Annotated in this window: 11 protein-coding genes, 1 tRNA gene, 1 other RNA gene and 1 pseudogene; 7 read left to right on the top strand and 7 right to left on the bottom strand. The window is 71.9% G+C overall.

Annotation, left to right across the window (positions count from 1 at the left end):
- Position 1 precedes the first annotated feature (1 nt).
- On the top strand, positions 2 to 955 hold the full coding sequence (locus ACIBF7_RS05280) for a hypothetical protein (protein WP_271279876.1): 954 nt from the start codon (positions 2 to 4) through the stop codon (positions 953 to 955).
- On the opposite strand, the gene ACIBF7_RS05285 is transcribed toward ACIBF7_RS05280, so the two are convergent.
- The 5 genes from ACIBF7_RS05285 to ACIBF7_RS05305 all read right to left on the bottom strand — a co-directional run bounded on the left by ACIBF7_RS05285 (position 948) and on the right by ACIBF7_RS05305 (position 6,022).
- On the bottom strand, positions 948 to 1,280 hold the full coding sequence (locus tag ACIBF7_RS05285) for a YbaB/EbfC family nucleoid-associated protein (protein ID WP_148035991.1): 333 nt from the start codon (positions 1,278 to 1,280) through the stop codon (positions 948 to 950). The two genes, ACIBF7_RS05280 and ACIBF7_RS05285, sit on opposite strands and share 8 nt — an antisense overlap.
- Before the next feature lie 46 nt (positions 1,281 to 1,326).
- Positions 1,327 to 3,711, bottom strand: a complete 2,385-nt coding sequence (locus ACIBF7_RS05290; RefSeq protein ID WP_271279877.1) for an excinuclease ABC subunit UvrA — start codon at positions 3,709 to 3,711, stop codon at positions 1,327 to 1,329.
- A gap of 66 nt (positions 3,712 to 3,777) precedes the next feature.
- On the bottom strand, positions 3,778 to 4,188 hold the full coding sequence (locus tag ACIBF7_RS05295) for a VOC family protein (protein ID WP_219549836.1): 411 nt from the start codon (positions 4,186 to 4,188) through the stop codon (positions 3,778 to 3,780).
- Positions 4,189 to 4,246: 58 nt separating this feature from the next.
- Entirely contained in the window at positions 4,247 to 5,323 is a 1,077-nt protein-coding gene (locus tag ACIBF7_RS05300; protein WP_397196497.1) for a threonine aldolase family protein, read from the bottom strand.
- Between the two features lie 51 nt (positions 5,324 to 5,374).
- Positions 5,375 to 6,022 (bottom strand): amidohydrolase family protein, encoded by a 648-nt coding sequence (locus ACIBF7_RS05305; protein WP_397196498.1) that lies wholly within the window; start codon positions 6,020 to 6,022, stop codon positions 5,375 to 5,377.
- Between ACIBF7_RS05305 and ACIBF7_RS05310 the strand changes: the two genes are divergently transcribed.
- Entirely contained in the window at positions 6,010 to 6,555 is a 546-nt protein-coding gene (locus tag ACIBF7_RS05310; RefSeq protein WP_397196499.1) for a sigma factor-like helix-turn-helix DNA-binding protein, read from the top strand. The genes ACIBF7_RS05305 and ACIBF7_RS05310 overlap by 13 nt on opposite strands.
- Positions 6,556 to 6,669: 114 nt before the next feature.
- On the opposite strand, the gene ACIBF7_RS05315 is transcribed toward ACIBF7_RS05310, so the two are convergent.
- Positions 6,670 to 6,754: transfer RNA gene (locus ACIBF7_RS05315), tRNA-Ser, on the bottom strand.
- Positions 6,755 to 6,836: 82 nt separating this feature from the next.
- On the opposite strand from ACIBF7_RS05315, the gene ffs reads away from it, so the two are divergent.
- Both ffs and ACIBF7_RS05325 read left to right on the top strand, forming a co-directional pair.
- An RNA gene (ffs, locus tag ACIBF7_RS05320) (signal recognition particle sRNA small type) lies at positions 6,837 to 6,935 on the top strand.
- A 29-nt stretch (positions 6,936 to 6,964) separates the two neighbouring features.
- A pseudogene (locus tag ACIBF7_RS05325) lies at positions 6,965 to 8,944 on the top strand (DNA polymerase III subunit gamma and tau); the annotation flags it as partial.
- A gap of 1,584 nt (positions 8,945 to 10,528) precedes the next feature.
- On the opposite strand, the gene ACIBF7_RS05330 reads toward ACIBF7_RS05325, so the two are convergent.
- Positions 10,529 to 11,968 (bottom strand): helix-turn-helix domain-containing protein, encoded by a 1,440-nt coding sequence (locus ACIBF7_RS05330; protein WP_187281560.1) that lies wholly within the window; start codon positions 11,966 to 11,968, stop codon positions 10,529 to 10,531.
- Between the two features lie 340 nt (positions 11,969 to 12,308).
- Between ACIBF7_RS05330 and ACIBF7_RS05335 the strand changes: the two genes are divergently transcribed.
- The 3 genes from ACIBF7_RS05335 to ACIBF7_RS05345 are packed head-to-tail and all read left to right on the top strand — an operon-like array spanning position 12,309 to position 13,784.
- Positions 12,309 to 12,659 carry a YbaB/EbfC family nucleoid-associated protein gene (locus ACIBF7_RS05335; RefSeq protein ID WP_187281561.1) on the top strand — a complete coding sequence of 117 codons (351 nt, stop codon included), beginning with the start codon at positions 12,309 to 12,311 and terminating at the stop codon, positions 12,657 to 12,659.
- A 2-nt stretch (positions 12,660 to 12,661) separates the two neighbouring features.
- Positions 12,662 to 13,261, top strand: a complete 600-nt coding sequence (gene recR / locus ACIBF7_RS05340) for a recombination mediator RecR (RefSeq protein ID WP_148035997.1) — start codon at positions 12,662 to 12,664, stop codon at positions 13,259 to 13,261.
- Positions 13,254 to 13,784, top strand: a complete 531-nt coding sequence (locus ACIBF7_RS05345; RefSeq protein ID WP_148035998.1) for a DUF5063 domain-containing protein — start codon at positions 13,254 to 13,256, stop codon at positions 13,782 to 13,784. Before recR ends, ACIBF7_RS05345 begins: the two co-directional genes overlap by 8 nt.
- Positions 13,785 to 13,867 lie beyond the last annotated feature (83 nt).

Below are 13,867 nucleotides of genomic sequence, written 5' to 3' on the forward strand. Positions count from 1 at the left end.
CATGCCCGTCGGCCTCGCGACCAAGGTCGCCCTGGGCGGTATGGCCGGCGCCGGCGTGGCCGGTGCGCTGGCACCCGAGGTGCTGTTCGGCATCTCCTATCTCGAAGGCGACCCCGAACGGATCCGCCAGGCGGCCGACGTCCTCGACGACATCGCCGACGCGATCGACCTGCGTTTCCGGGAGGCGAACACGGCCGCGGAAACGGTATGGAAGAAAAGCTCCGACGAGGCGGTCGACGCGTTCAAGAAGTTCTGGCAGGAGGAATACGGCCCCGCGGTTCTCGCGGTCTCGCTCAAACACCGCAACGCGGCCAACGCCTGCCGGGCCTACGCCGACGTCGTGGAAAAGGTCAACCACGCGCTGCACGTGCTGTGCTGGATCCTGACCGTGGACATGATGTACACCATCGGTTATCAGGTCTTCACCTGGAAGCTCCTGCAAGCGATCATGAAGAGGCAGGCGATCCTGCTCCGACTGGGCGCGCACCGCTTCGTCACCCTGTTGCTGCCCACCTTCTCCTACTGGGTGGCCGACAGCGTGTCGTACGCGACCGGCGAGGTGGCGCTGCCCCTGGCGCTCAACTACGCGGGCGGCATCAAGACCGACCTGTCCGGCAACGACGTCAGGTCACTCGGCCACAACCTCACCGCGTTCCGCGAGCACTTCGTGGCCAACATGACCTTCAACGGGGTCCTCGACGGCACGGCGGCGCTGATGGCGAAGGTGCCCGGGCTGCGGGCCGTCACCGCCAACCTGACCCTGCCGAACGGGACGACACTCAACACCGGCAACTTCGTCCCCAGACTGGCCGGCTCGACCGCGTACTCGATGTCCCTGGACGCGCAGCGCGGCGACAACCCCCTGCCCGGGACCGAGCACGGGCTGACCGAGGAGGAGATGTACCAGAAGTTCATCGTCCACGGCACGCGGAGCCTGATCCCGCGACTCAAGTGACTTTCCGGTCGCCCTCGCCGAGGTAGGGCCGCGTCACCTCCACCAGCCGTCGCGCCGCGTCCTCGGCGGCCCGGCGCGACAGGTCCACGATCGTGTCGGCCAGCTCGCGCGAGCCCATCCTCATCGCCCGGGGGTCGATGTGCAGCGCGGCCAGCTGCCCGGACGCCGAGACCCGTATCTTGATCTTGTCGTCCGGGGTGGCCGCGTGGCCGGTCACCTCGCCGACCGCGCCCATGACGTCGGCGAGCTCCGTGGAGTTCGCCCGGAACTCCGCCATGACGCGGTCGAGCTCGGGGTCGCCGGTGCGCTGCTCTCGTTCGGCCATGAGGCATTGTCCTGCGCGCGGATGTCAATCATGCTACGAACGCGCATCAGGCGCCGACGTAGGCCGCCAGGTGCTCGCCGGTGAGGGTGGAGCGGGCGGCGACCAGGTCGGCGGGGGTGCCCTCGAAGACGACCCGTCCGCCGTCGTGGCCCGCGCCGGGACCGAGGTCCACGATCCAGTCGGCGTGCGCCATGACCGCCTGGTGGTGCTCGATGACGATCACGGACTTGCCGGAGTCCACGATCCGGTCGAGCAGGCCGAGCAACTGCTCCACGTCGGCCAGGTGCAGGCCGGTGGTCGGCTCGTCGAGCACGTAGACGCCGCCCTTGTCGGCCAGGTGGGTGGCCAGCTTGAGCCGCTGCCGCTCGCCGCCGGACAGCGTGGTGAGCGGCTGGCCGAGGCTGAGGTAGCCGAGCCCGACGTCGGCGAGCCTGCCGAGGATGGCGTGCGCGGCCGGCGTGCGCGCCTCTCCGGCGCCGAAGAACTCGGCGGCCTCGGTCACCGACATCGCGAGCACCTCGCTGATGTCCTTGCCGCCGAGGTGGTACTCCAGCACCGACGCCTGGTAGCGCTTCCCCCCGCACTCCTCGCAGGTGGTGGCGACGCCCGCCATCATCCCCAGGTCGGTGTAGATGACGCCGGCGCCGTTGCAGTCGGGGCAGGCGCCCTCGGAGTTGGCGCTGAACAGCGCCGGCTTCACGCCGTTGGTCTTCGCGAACGCCTTGCGGATCGGGTCGAGCAGCCCGGTGTACGTCGCCGGGTTGCTCCGCCGTGAGCCCTTGATCGCCGACTGGTCGACCGCGACCACGCCCGCGGAGGCCGGGATCGACCCGTGGATCAGCGAGCTCTTGCCGGAGCCGGCGACGCCGGTGACCACGCAGAGCACCCCGAGCGGAATGTCCACGTCGACGTCGCGCAGGTTGTGCCGGGTGGCGCCGCGGATCTCCAGCTTCCCTGTGGGGGTGCGCACCTCCGGCTTGAGCGACGCCCGGTCGTCGAGGTGGCGGCCGGTGATGGTGCCGCTGGCCCGCAGTCCCTCGACGGTGCCCTCGAAGCAGATGGCGCCGCCCGCCGTGCCGGCGCCGGGGCCGAGGTCCACGACGTGGTCGGCGATCGCGATCGTCTCCGGCTTGTGCTCGACGACCAGGACGGTGTTGCCCTTGTCGCGCAGCCGCTTCAGCAGGTCGTTCATCCGCTGGATGTCGTGCGGGTGCAGGCCGATGGTCGGCTCGTCGAACACGTACGTCACGTCCGTGAGCGCGGAGCCGAGGTGGCGGATCATCTTGGTGCGCTGCGCCTCGCCGCCCGACAGCGTGCCGGCGGGCCGTTCGAGCGAGAGGTAGCCCAGCCCGATCTCCACGAACGAGTCGAGGGTGTGCAGCAGCTTGGCGAGCAGCGGCGCGACCGACGGCTCGTCGAGGTCGCGGACCCACGCGGCGAGGTCGCTGATCTGCATCGCGCAGGCGTCGGCGATGCTGACGCCGCGGATGCGCGAGGAGCGGGCCAGCTCGCTGAGCCGGGTGCCGTCGCACTCGGGGCAGGTGGTGAAGGTGACCGCCCGGTCCACGAACGCGCGGATGTGCGGCTGCATCGCCTCCCGGTCCTTGGAGAGGAACGACTTCTGGATCTTGGGGATCAGGCCCTCGTACGTCAGGTTGACGCCGTCGACCTTGACCTTGACCGGCTCCTTGTAGAGGAAGGCCTGGAGCTCCTTCTTGGTGTAGTCGCGGATCGGCTTGTCCGGGTCGACGAAGCCGGACTCGGCGTAGACCCGCACCGTCCAGAAGCTGTCGGACTTCCAGCCGGGGATGGTGAACGCGCCCTCGGAGAGCGACTTGGAGTCGTCGTAGAGCTGGGTGAGGTCGATGTCGGAGACCGTGCCGCGGCCCTCGCAGCGCGTGCACATGCCGCCGATGCGGGTGTAGGTCGCCTTCTCGGTCTTGCGCGCGCCCCGCTCGACCGTGATCGCGCCGCTCGCCCGTACCGTCGCGACGTTGAAGGAGAAGGCCTGCGGCGAGCCGATGTGCGGCTCCCCGAGCCGGCTGAACAGGATGCGCAGCATCGCGTTGGCGTCGGTGGCGGTGCCGACGGTGGAGCGGGGGTCGGCGCCCATCCGCTGCTGGTCGACGATGATCGCGGTGGTCAGCCCGTCGAGCACGTCGACCTCGGGGCGGGCCAGCACCGGCATGAAGCCCTGGACGAAGGCGCTGTAGGTCTCGTTGATCAGCCGTTGCGACTCGGCGGCGATCGTGCTGAACACCAGCGAGCTCTTCCCCGAGCCGGAGACGCCGGTGAACACCGTCAGCCGGCGCTTCGGGATCTCGATGCTGACGTCCTTGAGGTTGTTCACCCGCGCGCCGTGCACGCGGATCAGGTCGTGGGTGTCGGCGGCGTGCGGCTCGGGCGACCGCGTGTCCGTTCTCGTGGTCATCGTGTCTCCATGGGTACGTGGTGGTCGCTCGTCAGCTGGGCGGCCACCGCGGTGAACGCCGGAGGGTCAGGGCCGTTCCTGGATGCGGATCATGTTGCCCGCGGGGTCACGGACCGCGCAGTCGCGCACGCCGTAGTCCTGCTCGGTCGGCTCCTGGATCACTTCGGCGCTGTTGTCGCGGAGCCGGGCGAAGGTGCCGTCCAGGTCGTCGGTTGACAGGACGATACCGGCGAAGGTGCCTTTGGCCATCATTTCGGCGATGGTGCGCTGCTCGTCGTCGGTGATGCCGGGGTCGCCGGTCGGGGGCTGCAGGACGATGGAGGTGTCGGGCTGGCCGGCGGGGCCGACCGTGATCCAGCGCATCCCCTCGTAGCCGACGTCGTTGCGCACCTCGAAGCCGAGGGCGTCGCGGTAGAAGGCCAGCGAGGCGTCGGGGTCGGAGTGCGGGAGGAAGCTCGCGTGAATGGTGATGTCCATGGCTGCCACGTTAGGCGTGCCGCGCCCGGCGACGCTTCTCGATTCCTGATCGTGTCGCTCAAGGGGCGGCGCGGGCGAGCAGGTCGCGGATGAGGGCGACCACCTCGCCGGGGGTGAACTCCATGGCGTTCTCGCCGACGCTGACCTCGAAGGCGCAGCGGCCGGGCTCGGACGCGGACCGTACCCGGCCCCAGAGCTGGATGCCGCGCTCGGCCAGGATCTCCGCGCCGGCCCGCTCGACGGCGCGCCGGTCGGCGGGCAGGTGGATGTGGAACAGCGGCGTCTGCGGCGGGTCGGGCCAGGTGCGGGCGGCGCCGTCCGCGTTGATCGCGGCCGCGATGGCGATGGCGTGCTCGCGGTACGCGGGCATCTCGCCGGCCAGGGTGTCGAGGTGGACCAGCGCGGCCAGGGCGAGCGGCCAGGCGTCGCCGATGCCGCCGCCGAGTCGTTGCCGCCACACCCTCGCCACCTCCACGGTGGCCGCGTCGGAGGCGAGCACCGCGCCGCGCACGCCCTGCAGGCTCTTGTAGAGGGAGACGTAGACGGTGTCGAACAGTGCGGCGATCTCGTCGAACGGCCGCCGGTAGTAGGTCTGGGCCTCCCACAGCCGGGCGCCGTCCAGGTGCGTGGCGGCGCCGGTGGCGCGTACGAGCGCGACCTGCTCGCGCAGGTCGTCCCAGCCGGGCACCAGGCCGCCGAGGTCGCGCTGCGGCAGCTCCCAGACGACTGCCGCGAGCGGTTCGCCGATCGCCGCCAGGTCTTCCGCGGTCATCAGCTCGTGCGGGTCGCCGGCCCTGCGGAACTGCAGGCCGTGGACGGCGTTGTAGCCCTGCTCCTCCCACACGTCCAGGTGCGACCTCGGGTGCGCGGCGAACGTGCGGCGGCCGCGCCGGTCGGCGTGCACGCGCAGCGCGGTCTGCTGGGCCATCGTGCCGCTGGGGAAGAACAGCGCGCTCTCCTTGCCGAGCAGCTCGGCCAGCCGCCGCTCCAGCACCGCGACGGGGCCTTCGGGGCCGTCGGCCGGGGTGTCGTCGTCGACCAGGGCGAGCATCCGCTCCAGCATCATGCGCGGCCCCCGCCGGATCGGCGCGTGCAGGAACAGCGAGCGCCGGACCGGCGGGCTGGTGTCGGACATGAGGGCCTCCTTATTGCAATCCATGTGCAATAAGGAGAAAGGTACAGTGCGTCACCGACGGGTCTGGCGCACCCCTCGGCGCCAGACGTCCACGATGGCGCCGGTGGCGGTGATGTCACGGGTGGGGTCGCCTTCGACCAGCACCAGGTCCGCCCGGAGACCTGGGGCGATCCGGCCCCGGTCGTCCAGGCCGAAGTGCCGGGCGGGCAGGCCGGTCGCGGCGGCGAGCGCCTCCTCGGCGCTGAGCCCGGCCTCGGTGAGCAGCTCCAGCTCGCGGTGCAGGCCGGCCCCGTGGGCGGGCGCGAACGGGGTGGCGTCGGTCCCCGCGAGCAGGGCCACCCCGGCCCGGTGCAGGTCCCGCAGCGCGCCGGTGGCCCCGGCCGAGCTGCCGGGACGCGCGCGGTCGGCGGTCTCGACGTGCTGCGCGGTGATCGCCTCGAAGTACGCGAGCGTGGTCACGACGAAGACGCCCTGGGCGCGTACCCGCTCGGCCAGCCGCCGGGAAGCCGGGTCGCCGGGCGCGAGGTCGGTCCACACGTGGGCCAGGCCGTCGGCGCCGGCGTCGAGCGCGATCCCCACCTCGGCCGCGGTGATCGCGTGGGCCACGACCCGCAGCCCGGCGTCGTGCGCCGCCTCGGTGAGGGCGGTGGCCACGTCCGGCGTCGTCGCGGGGAGGTCGGCGCCGTGTGACCCTGTCACCGCTCGAACGGGCGGTGTTCGTCCTGCACGAGGTGTTCGGCTTCGGCCATCCGGAGATCGCGGGCATGCTGGGCCGCACGCCGGCGGCGGTCCGCCAGCTCGCGGCCCGCGCGCGCCGCCACGTGCACGCGCGCCGCCCCCGCCACCGGACCGAGCCGGACGTCCACGCCCAGGTCACCGAGCGCTTCGCCGCCGCCGCGCTCGGCGGGGACCTGCGGGCGCTGCTGGAGGTGCTGGCGCCGGACGTGACCCTGTGGACGGACGGCGGCGGCAAGGGGCCCGCCACCAGCCTGCGTCCCGTGCACGGCCGCGACCGGGTGGCGGCGCTGTTCGTGTCGGTCGCCGCGACGCTGCCCGACGGCGGGCTGGACATCCGCTACCGGCGGGTGGCGGGCGACCCGTGCGCGCTCGTCTTCTCCGGCGACAGCCCGCTGGCCGTCGTCGTCGTGGACCTCACGCCCGACGGCGACCGGATCGCCGGCATCTATTCGGTGACCAACCCCGACAAGCTCACCGGGATCCGCCGAACCTGACGCGCCGCCGGGTCAGCGCCCTCGGCATGCTGCGCGCATGATGAGGTCGGAAAACAGCGAAGGGGCCGACTTGGATAGGGTCGGCCCCTTCGCGTTTACTGCCTCAACCAGGCGCGGAGGATGGGGGATTTGAACCCCCGAAGGGTTGCCCCTTACACGCTTTCCAAGCGTGCGCCCTCGGCCACTAGGCGAATCCTCCGCCGACGAGCTTACCGGACTCGGCAGGGTCTCGGGACCACCATTTCGTGGCAGCGAGCACTGCCGCATGTGGATAGACTGTCCCCGGACCCCTCGCGCGGCGTCATCCTGTGAACCTCCCCAGGGCCGGAAGGCAGCAAGGATAAGCGGGCTCTGGCGGGTGTGCGAGGGGTTCCTTCGTTGGGAAGCCCCTCGCAGGCGGGATGGTCGCATGAGCCTTGCGCTTTACCGCAAGTACCGACCCGGGACCTTCGCGGAGGTCAAGGGTCAGGAACACGTCACAGACCCGCTGCGGCAGGCGCTGCGCACCGGCCGCATCAACCACGCCTACCTCTTCAGCGGGCCCCGCGGCTGCGGCAAGACCTCCAGCGCGCGCATCCTGGCGCGCTCGCTCAACTGCGAGAAGGGCCCGACCCCCGACCCCTGCGGCGAGTGCGAGTCGTGCGTGGCGCTCGCCCCGACCGGGCCCGGTCACCTCGACGTCATCGAGATCGACGCGGCCTCCCACGGCGGCGTCGACGACGCGCGTGACCTGCGTGAGCGGGCGTTCTTCGCCCCCGTGTCGGCGCGCTTCAAGATCTACATCATCGACGAGGCGCACATGGTGACCCGCGAGGGTTTCAACGCGCTGCTCAAGCTCGTCGAGGAGCCTCCGCCGCACCTGAAGTTCATCTTCGCGACGACCGAGCCGGAAAAGGTCATCGGCACGATCAAGTCGCGCACCCACCACTACCCGTTCCGGCTGATCCCGCCGGCGACGCTGCGCGCGCTGCTGGAAGAGATCCTCACCGCCGAGAACGTCCCGTTCGAGCCCGCCGCGCTGCCGCTCGTCGTCCGCGCGGGCGCCGGTTCCGCCCGCGACTCGCAGTCGATCCTCGACCAGCTCCTCGCCGGCTCCGGCGACGACGGCATCACCTACGCCCGCGCCGTCTCCCTGCTCGGCTACACCGACGGCGACCTGCTCGACGAGGTGGTCAACGCGTTCGCCGCCCGCGACGGCGGCCAGGTCTTCCAGGCGGTCAACCGGGTCGTCGAAGGCGGCCACGACCCCCGCCGCTTCGCCTCCGACCTCCTCGAACGCTTCCGCGACCTGGTCATCCTGGCCAACGTCCCCGAGGCGGCCGCCAACGGCCTGCTCGACCGGCCCGCCGACGAGCTGGAGCGGCTCGTCCAGCAGGCGGCCTCGATGGGGCCGGCCGAGCTGACCAGGGCCGCCGAGATCTTCAACGCCGGTCTCACGGAGATGCGCGGCGCCACCTCGCCGCGTCTGCTCCTGGAGCTGATGTGCGCCCGCGTCCTCCTCCCGGCGGCCGAACAGGGCGAGGCCGCCCTGCTGGTCCGCCTGGAGCGCCTCGAACGCGGCAGCGCCGTCGCCGGCATGGCCGCCCGCTCGGTCCCGGCCGCGTCTCCGTCCGCCGGGCCGCCTTCGTCCGGGCCCACCGCCACGGGGCACCCTTCGTCCGGGCCCGCGGCTTCTGGGCCGGGGGCCTACGGGCCTGCGGCTTCTGGGCCGGGGGGTTCCGGGCCCGCGGCCCACGGGCCTGGCGCTTCTGGGCCTGCCGCTTCCGGGCCTGCCGCTTCTGGGCACGCCTCGTCCGGGGCTGCGGGGGCCTCGTCTGGTCACGGTGCTTCCGGGAGCGTCGGTACGGGGCATGCCGGTGGTGGTGTGCCCGCGGCCTCGCAGGCGGGAGGGCCGGGCACCGTCGCGACGCCGAGCGGTCAGGCGCTGGACGGGCCTCACCCGGCCCGGACCGGTGGGCCTGTGGCCGACGACTGGCCCGAGACCGTTCGGCCGGGCTCCGGCTCGGGTGCTGCTCCCGCGTACGGTGGGCAATCCCAGAGCGGCGGCCAGGAGCAGGGTGGTCCGGCTCATGGTGGTCCCCAGGCTTCCGGACAGGCGGGGGCTGCGCAGTCGGGCGGCGGTACGGCGGCGTTGCAGCAGCAGTGGCCCGCGGTGCTGGCGGCGCTCAAGCAGCGCAGCATCGTCGTGTGGGCGAACGTCAGCACCAACGCGCAGGTGGTCGGCGTCGAGGGCAACCTGGTGACGCTCGGGTTCACCCAGATCGGCGCGATGAAGAACTTCACCGGCGGCGGCAAGGACGCCGTCGTGGCCACGGCGCTCGCCGACGTGCTGGGGGGCACGTGGCGGGTCGAGGCCGTGGTCGGCAACGGGCCTCCGCCGTCTCGTGGGACCCACTCCGGGGGTTCGGGGCCTGCGGGCTCTCCGGGAGGAGCCGCTGGGCCGTACGGGGGTTCCCAAGATTCTTGGGGTGACGCCGCCGGTTCCCCTGGCGCCCATGCCTCCGGCGGTACGCGGCCGTCCACCGGCGGCCCCGGGGCGGGAACGCCTGGCACGGATGGCCACGCGGGCTCCGCGACGCACGGTGCTGAGGGTCGCGCCGGTGCCGGGATGCCCGACGCTGGCGGGCACGCGGGCGCTGCGGATGGCCGCGCGGGCTCTGGGATGACCGCTGCGGATGGCCGCGTGGGCTCTGGGATGACCGGTGTGGATGGCCGCGCGGGCTCTGGGATGACCGGTGTGGATGGCCGCGCCGGCTCTGGGATGACCGGTGTGGATGGCCGCGCCGGCTCTGGGGTAACCGGTGTGGATGGTCACGCCGGCTCCGGGGCGACCGGTGTGGATGGCCGGGCGGGCTCCGGGGCGACCGGTGCGAATGGTCACGCCGGCTCTGCGGCGCATGGCGCCGGAGCTGGGACGGACGGTCGCGTCGGCTCAGGGCCGGGCGGTGCCGTGGGTGCCGTGTCGTCTGGACAGTTCGCGGAGGCTGGAGGCGTTCAGGCGGCGGGCGGTGCGCAGGGCGGGTCCCAGCAGCGGCCGACGACGGACGAGTCCTGGCCGTCGGCTCCCGACGAACCCGGCCCTGGGTCCCCGCCTGGGCCGGATCCGTCGCAGGCGGCTCCCGCCGGTGTGATGACCGGGACCGGGCTGGCTGCCGCTCGTTCGGCGGCCAGAGCGGCGGCGCAGGCGGGCCCCCGGGTTCCGGCCGCCAGGCAGGGAGGCGGTTCGGCCGGGTGGCCCAGCGCCATCCCCAAGCGAGGCAGCGCTCCCGACACGGATGACGTGGACCCGCTGAACGACGCCGACGCCGACGTGGACGAGCTCTCCGGGATGGCTCTCCTGCAACGTGAACTGGGCGCCCAGGTCATCGGCGAGATCGACCACTCCTGACAGCGAGCCGCCAGCCCTTCCCGAGGGCCGACCTCCTCCGATACCGCACTCCCGGCCGTAAGGGACCGGTTGCCGTACGGGCGGCACGTCGGAGTTGGGACCGCTCGGACTTCCTAAGAGGGCCGCTTCGGGTGCGTCTTCCCGATGCTCGCGTTCGTACGGAAAGGGACCGGTTGCCGTACGGGCGAAGCGTTGGAGCTGGTGGCCGATCTGACCTTCCAGAGGGCCGCCGGTCGAGCTTCGGATGCGTCTTCCTGATACTCGCGTTCGCGGTCGTACGGAAGGGTCGGTAGCTGTACGGGCGGCACGTCGGAGCCGGTAACCGGTCCCACCTTTCACATGGCCGCAGGTCGGGCTTCTGGATGCTTGTACTCCCGGTCGTACGGGCGCGGCGTGTTTGTGATTCGGCGCGGGGCTTGCCGTGCGGGCGGAGACGGCAAATGGGGCCGCGCGGGGGTCGTGGGGTGAGTGCCGCGGGGGTTCTCAGGTCTGAGGTGGGTGACGGCCGTGCGGGGAGTGTTCGGGGGGCGGGCGGCGGGATGTGACTTCAGTGAGCGCCGTAGGGGTTCCGCGGTGTGTGAGGAGTCATGGGGCGCGCAGGCGGGCGCGGGCGGCGGCGGCGCGGGGGTCCGCCTGGGGGAGGCTGGAGGTGAGGCGTTCGAGGAGCTGGAAGTCCTCGCGGCCGTTCATCGTCTGGGCGTATGTCCACAGGTCCTCGGGGGCGCCGCGTTGGAGGAGGCAGGTGCGTACCAGGACCTCCAGTTCGTCGCGCTCGCGGCGGATCTCGGGGGACTCGGAGCGGGCCAGCAGGGGGCCGGGGTAGGCGCGGGCCACCAGGGAGGCGGGGTGGTCGGCGGCCAGGAGGCGGCGCAGGTCCAGGAAGTCGGCCTCGACGGGGCAGGCCAGGTGGTAGGGCTTGGCGTCGATGGGGACGTCCAGCTGGGTGCGCAGCCGGTGGATCTCGGCGCGGATGGTGACCGGATTGCCGAGGTCGCCGTACAGGTGGAAGGAGAGCTGCTCGGCCGTGAGGCCGCGCGGGTGGAGCGCCAGGATGGCGAGGATCTCGGCGTGGCGGAGGGACAGCAGCACCTTGCGGCCGCCGACGATGGCCGTCGGCGGGCCGTCGCCGAGGAAGGTGAGGGCGAGCGCGGCGGGTGTGGAGGCGGTGTTGGAGGTGGCGCGCAGCAGGTAGCCGTCGGAGAACGGCTCCAGGAGCGCGATCCGCCCGTCGCGCAGGATCATGCGCTCGCCGGTGACGGGAAGCTGGAGGCGCGGCCCGAGCTGGCCGCCGGGGTCGCCGGCGATGACCCGGCCGCCGGCGGAGAGCAGCACGGCGGGGCGGGCGCGGAGCGACTCGTAGCGGCGGCGCAGGGAATCGTCGTGGTCGCGCATGCGGAGCGCGAGCTGGGTCTCGGCCAGCTTCGCGGTGGCGGCCACGAGGGCGACGGTGGCGGGGTGGAGGCTGGGCGCGGTGCCGCTGACGTCCACGCAGCCGAGGAGCTGCCCGGTCTCCGGGTCGGTGATGGGGGCGGCGCTGCAGGACCAGACGCGCAGCACGCGCATGAGGTGCTCTTCGGAGTAGACGTGAACAGGCCGCCTGAGCGCGAGCGCGGTGCCGATGCCGTTGGTGCCGGCGGCCTCCTCGGCCCAGCGGTAGCCGCCGGCGAGGCCGACCTCGTCGGCGCGGCGCATGGTGGCGGTGTGGCCGTCGCGCCACAGGACGCGGCCCTCGCGGTCGGTGAGGACCATGATGTGCTCGCCCTCGTCCGCGACCGTGCGCAGGGTCTGCTTGATGAGCGGGAGCAGGGGCCGCAGGGGGTGGGTCTCGAACGCGTTCTTCACCTGCCCGGGGTCGTGGGCGGCGGGCGCGCCGGGGGCGTCGGGGTCGATGCCGGCGGCGAGCGAGCGGCGCCAGGAGTCGCGGATCAGCTTGCGCGGGCCTGCGGGAACCGGGGCGGCAGCGGTCACCACCTCGTGCGCGGCCTGCAGACGGCGGGAGTATGCGTCAAGGTGAGCGTAACTCATCAGCCACTCCAAGTAATCGTCCCCTAGGGGGAGCATCCGCGTTGGGGTGCCGCCCGCGCAAGCAGTTCAGGGGATTGCCGAGGGTGATTGAACGATAGCAACGTGTGTGCAACGTCACTGCCGCTAGCGTTCCGGCGTACCGCGTCGGCGTGGTGCGGCCGCTCCGGTCGACGCGATTGGCCGGGTCCCGGACGCTGGAGGGGGGCCGGGACCCGGCCAAGAAGATGTCCGGATTCACGGCCCGAGAGCGAAACACCTGCAAGCCTCCAGTACATGCCGAGGCCCAAACACCGTAGGCTCGTGGCAGTCAAGAACGCGGAGCCACGAGGAGCGCACGACGGTGAACCCAGGGGATGTCAACCTGCAGCAGCTGCTGGAGCAGGCCCAGCTCATGCAGCAGCAGCTCGTGAGCGCCCAGCAGGAGCTCAACGACGCGCAGATCGAGGGCTCGGCCGGCGGCGGGATGGTCACCGCCGTCGTCAACGGCTCGGGCGAGCTGCTGGAGCTCAAGATCGATCCGAGTGTCATCGATGCCGGAGACGCGCAGGACACTGCCGACACGATCGCCGACCTGGTGATCGCCGCCGTGCGCGACGCCGTCAGGGCGGCCGGCGACCTGCAGCAGGAGAAGCTCGGGCCGCTGGCCCAGGGGCTGGGCGGCGGCGGCCTCGGCCAGCTGCCAGGGTTCTAGCGATGTACGAAGGGGTCGTCCAGAATCTGATCGACGAGCTGGGCCTGCTGCCCGGCGTAGGTCCCAAGAGCGCGCAGCGCATCGCCTTCCACCTGCTGGCGGCCGACCCGGCCGACGTCAAGCGGCTGGCGCACGCGTTGCTGGAGGTCAAGGAGAAGGTCCGGTTCTGCCGGGTGTGCGGCAACGTGGCCTCCGAGGAGGAGTGCCGCATCTGCCGCGACCCGCGCCGCGACACTCACGTGATCTGCGTGGTGGAGGAGTCGAAGGACGTCGTCGCGATCGAGAAGACGCGCGAGTTCCGCGGCACCTACCACGTGCTCGGCGGTGCCATCAGCCCGATCGACGGTGTCGGCCCCGACGACCTGCGGATTCGCGAGCTCATGACCCGGCTGGCCGACGGCCGGGTGACGGAGCTCATCCTCGCCACAGACCCCAATCTCGAGGGTGAGGCGACGGCTACCTACCTTGCCCGTCTGGTCAAGCCGATGGGTGTGAAAGTGACACGACTGGCCAGCGGTCTGCCCGTGGGCGGTGATCTCGAGTACGCCGACGAGGTGACCTTGGGCCGCGCGTTCGAAGGACGGAGGCTGCTGGATGTCTGACGAGTGGGGAGCGCTGGCGGAGGAGATCGCCGGTCACGCGCAGAACTACGTCGACGGCCTGGCGAGGGTCGCGGGCGGCGAGGGGGGCGACGCCATCTGGTCGCTGCTCCTGGTCGAGGTCGCCCAGGTGAGCCTGGCGGGCGCCAAGCTCGGCGCCAACCGCGACGTGATCCTCTCGGGCAACTACGAACCGCCGCTGAGCGAGGATCCCGACATCGACGGGGTGCGCACGGCCCTGGCCGAGCGGCTCGGCCCGGTCGACGACTACGCCGAGGTGTTCGACCCGTACAAGGACACCGGGGTGACTCCCTACCGTCTGTCCGACGACCTGACGGCGGTGGCCGCCGATCTCATCCACGGACTGCGCCACTATCAGGCGGGCCGGCCGCACGAGGCGCTGTGGTGGTGGCAATACTCCTACTTCAACACCTGGGGCAACCACGCGGGCGCGGCCATGCGCGCACTGCAGGCCCTGGCCGCGCACTCGCGGCTCGACGTGGCGGAAGAGGTCACGACCGGGTAGGTGTCCACATAGTGGTTGGCACATCAGTGGCATGAGACGTCCCAAGTAGACTGGGCTTTCACAGTCCAGATCGGGAGACTCTC

The sequence above is a fragment of the Nonomuraea sp. NPDC050478 genome (genome assembly GCF_044458265.1).
GTDB lineage: Bacteria > Actinomycetota > Actinomycetes > Streptosporangiales > Streptosporangiaceae > Nonomuraea > Nonomuraea ferruginea.

Coding starts and splice junctions, on each gene's coding strand:
- ACIBF7_RS05280 (WP_271279876.1), top strand. CDS start 2: ATGCCCGTCGGCCTCGCGACCAAGGTCGCCCTGGGCGGTATGGCCGGC.
- ACIBF7_RS05330 (WP_187281560.1), bottom strand. CDS start 11,968: ATGAGTTACGCTCACCTTGACGCATACTCCCGCCGTCTGCAGGCCGCG.
- ACIBF7_RS05285 (WP_148035991.1), bottom strand. CDS start 1,280: ATGGCCGAACGAGAGCAGCGCACCGGCGACCCCGAGCTCGACCGCGTC.
- ACIBF7_RS05345 (WP_148035998.1), top strand. CDS start 13,254: ATGTCTGACGAGTGGGGAGCGCTGGCGGAGGAGATCGCCGGTCACGCG.
- ACIBF7_RS05295 (WP_219549836.1), bottom strand. CDS start 4,188: ATGGACATCACCATTCACGCGAGCTTCCTCCCGCACTCCGACCCCGAC.
- recR (WP_148035997.1), top strand. CDS start 12,662: ATGTACGAAGGGGTCGTCCAGAATCTGATCGACGAGCTGGGCCTGCTG.
- ACIBF7_RS05300 (WP_397196497.1), bottom strand. CDS start 5,323: ATGTCCGACACCAGCCCGCCGGTCCGGCGCTCGCTGTTCCTGCACGCG.
- ACIBF7_RS05290 (WP_271279877.1), bottom strand. CDS start 3,711: ATGACCACGAGAACGGACACGCGGTCGCCCGAGCCGCACGCCGCCGAC.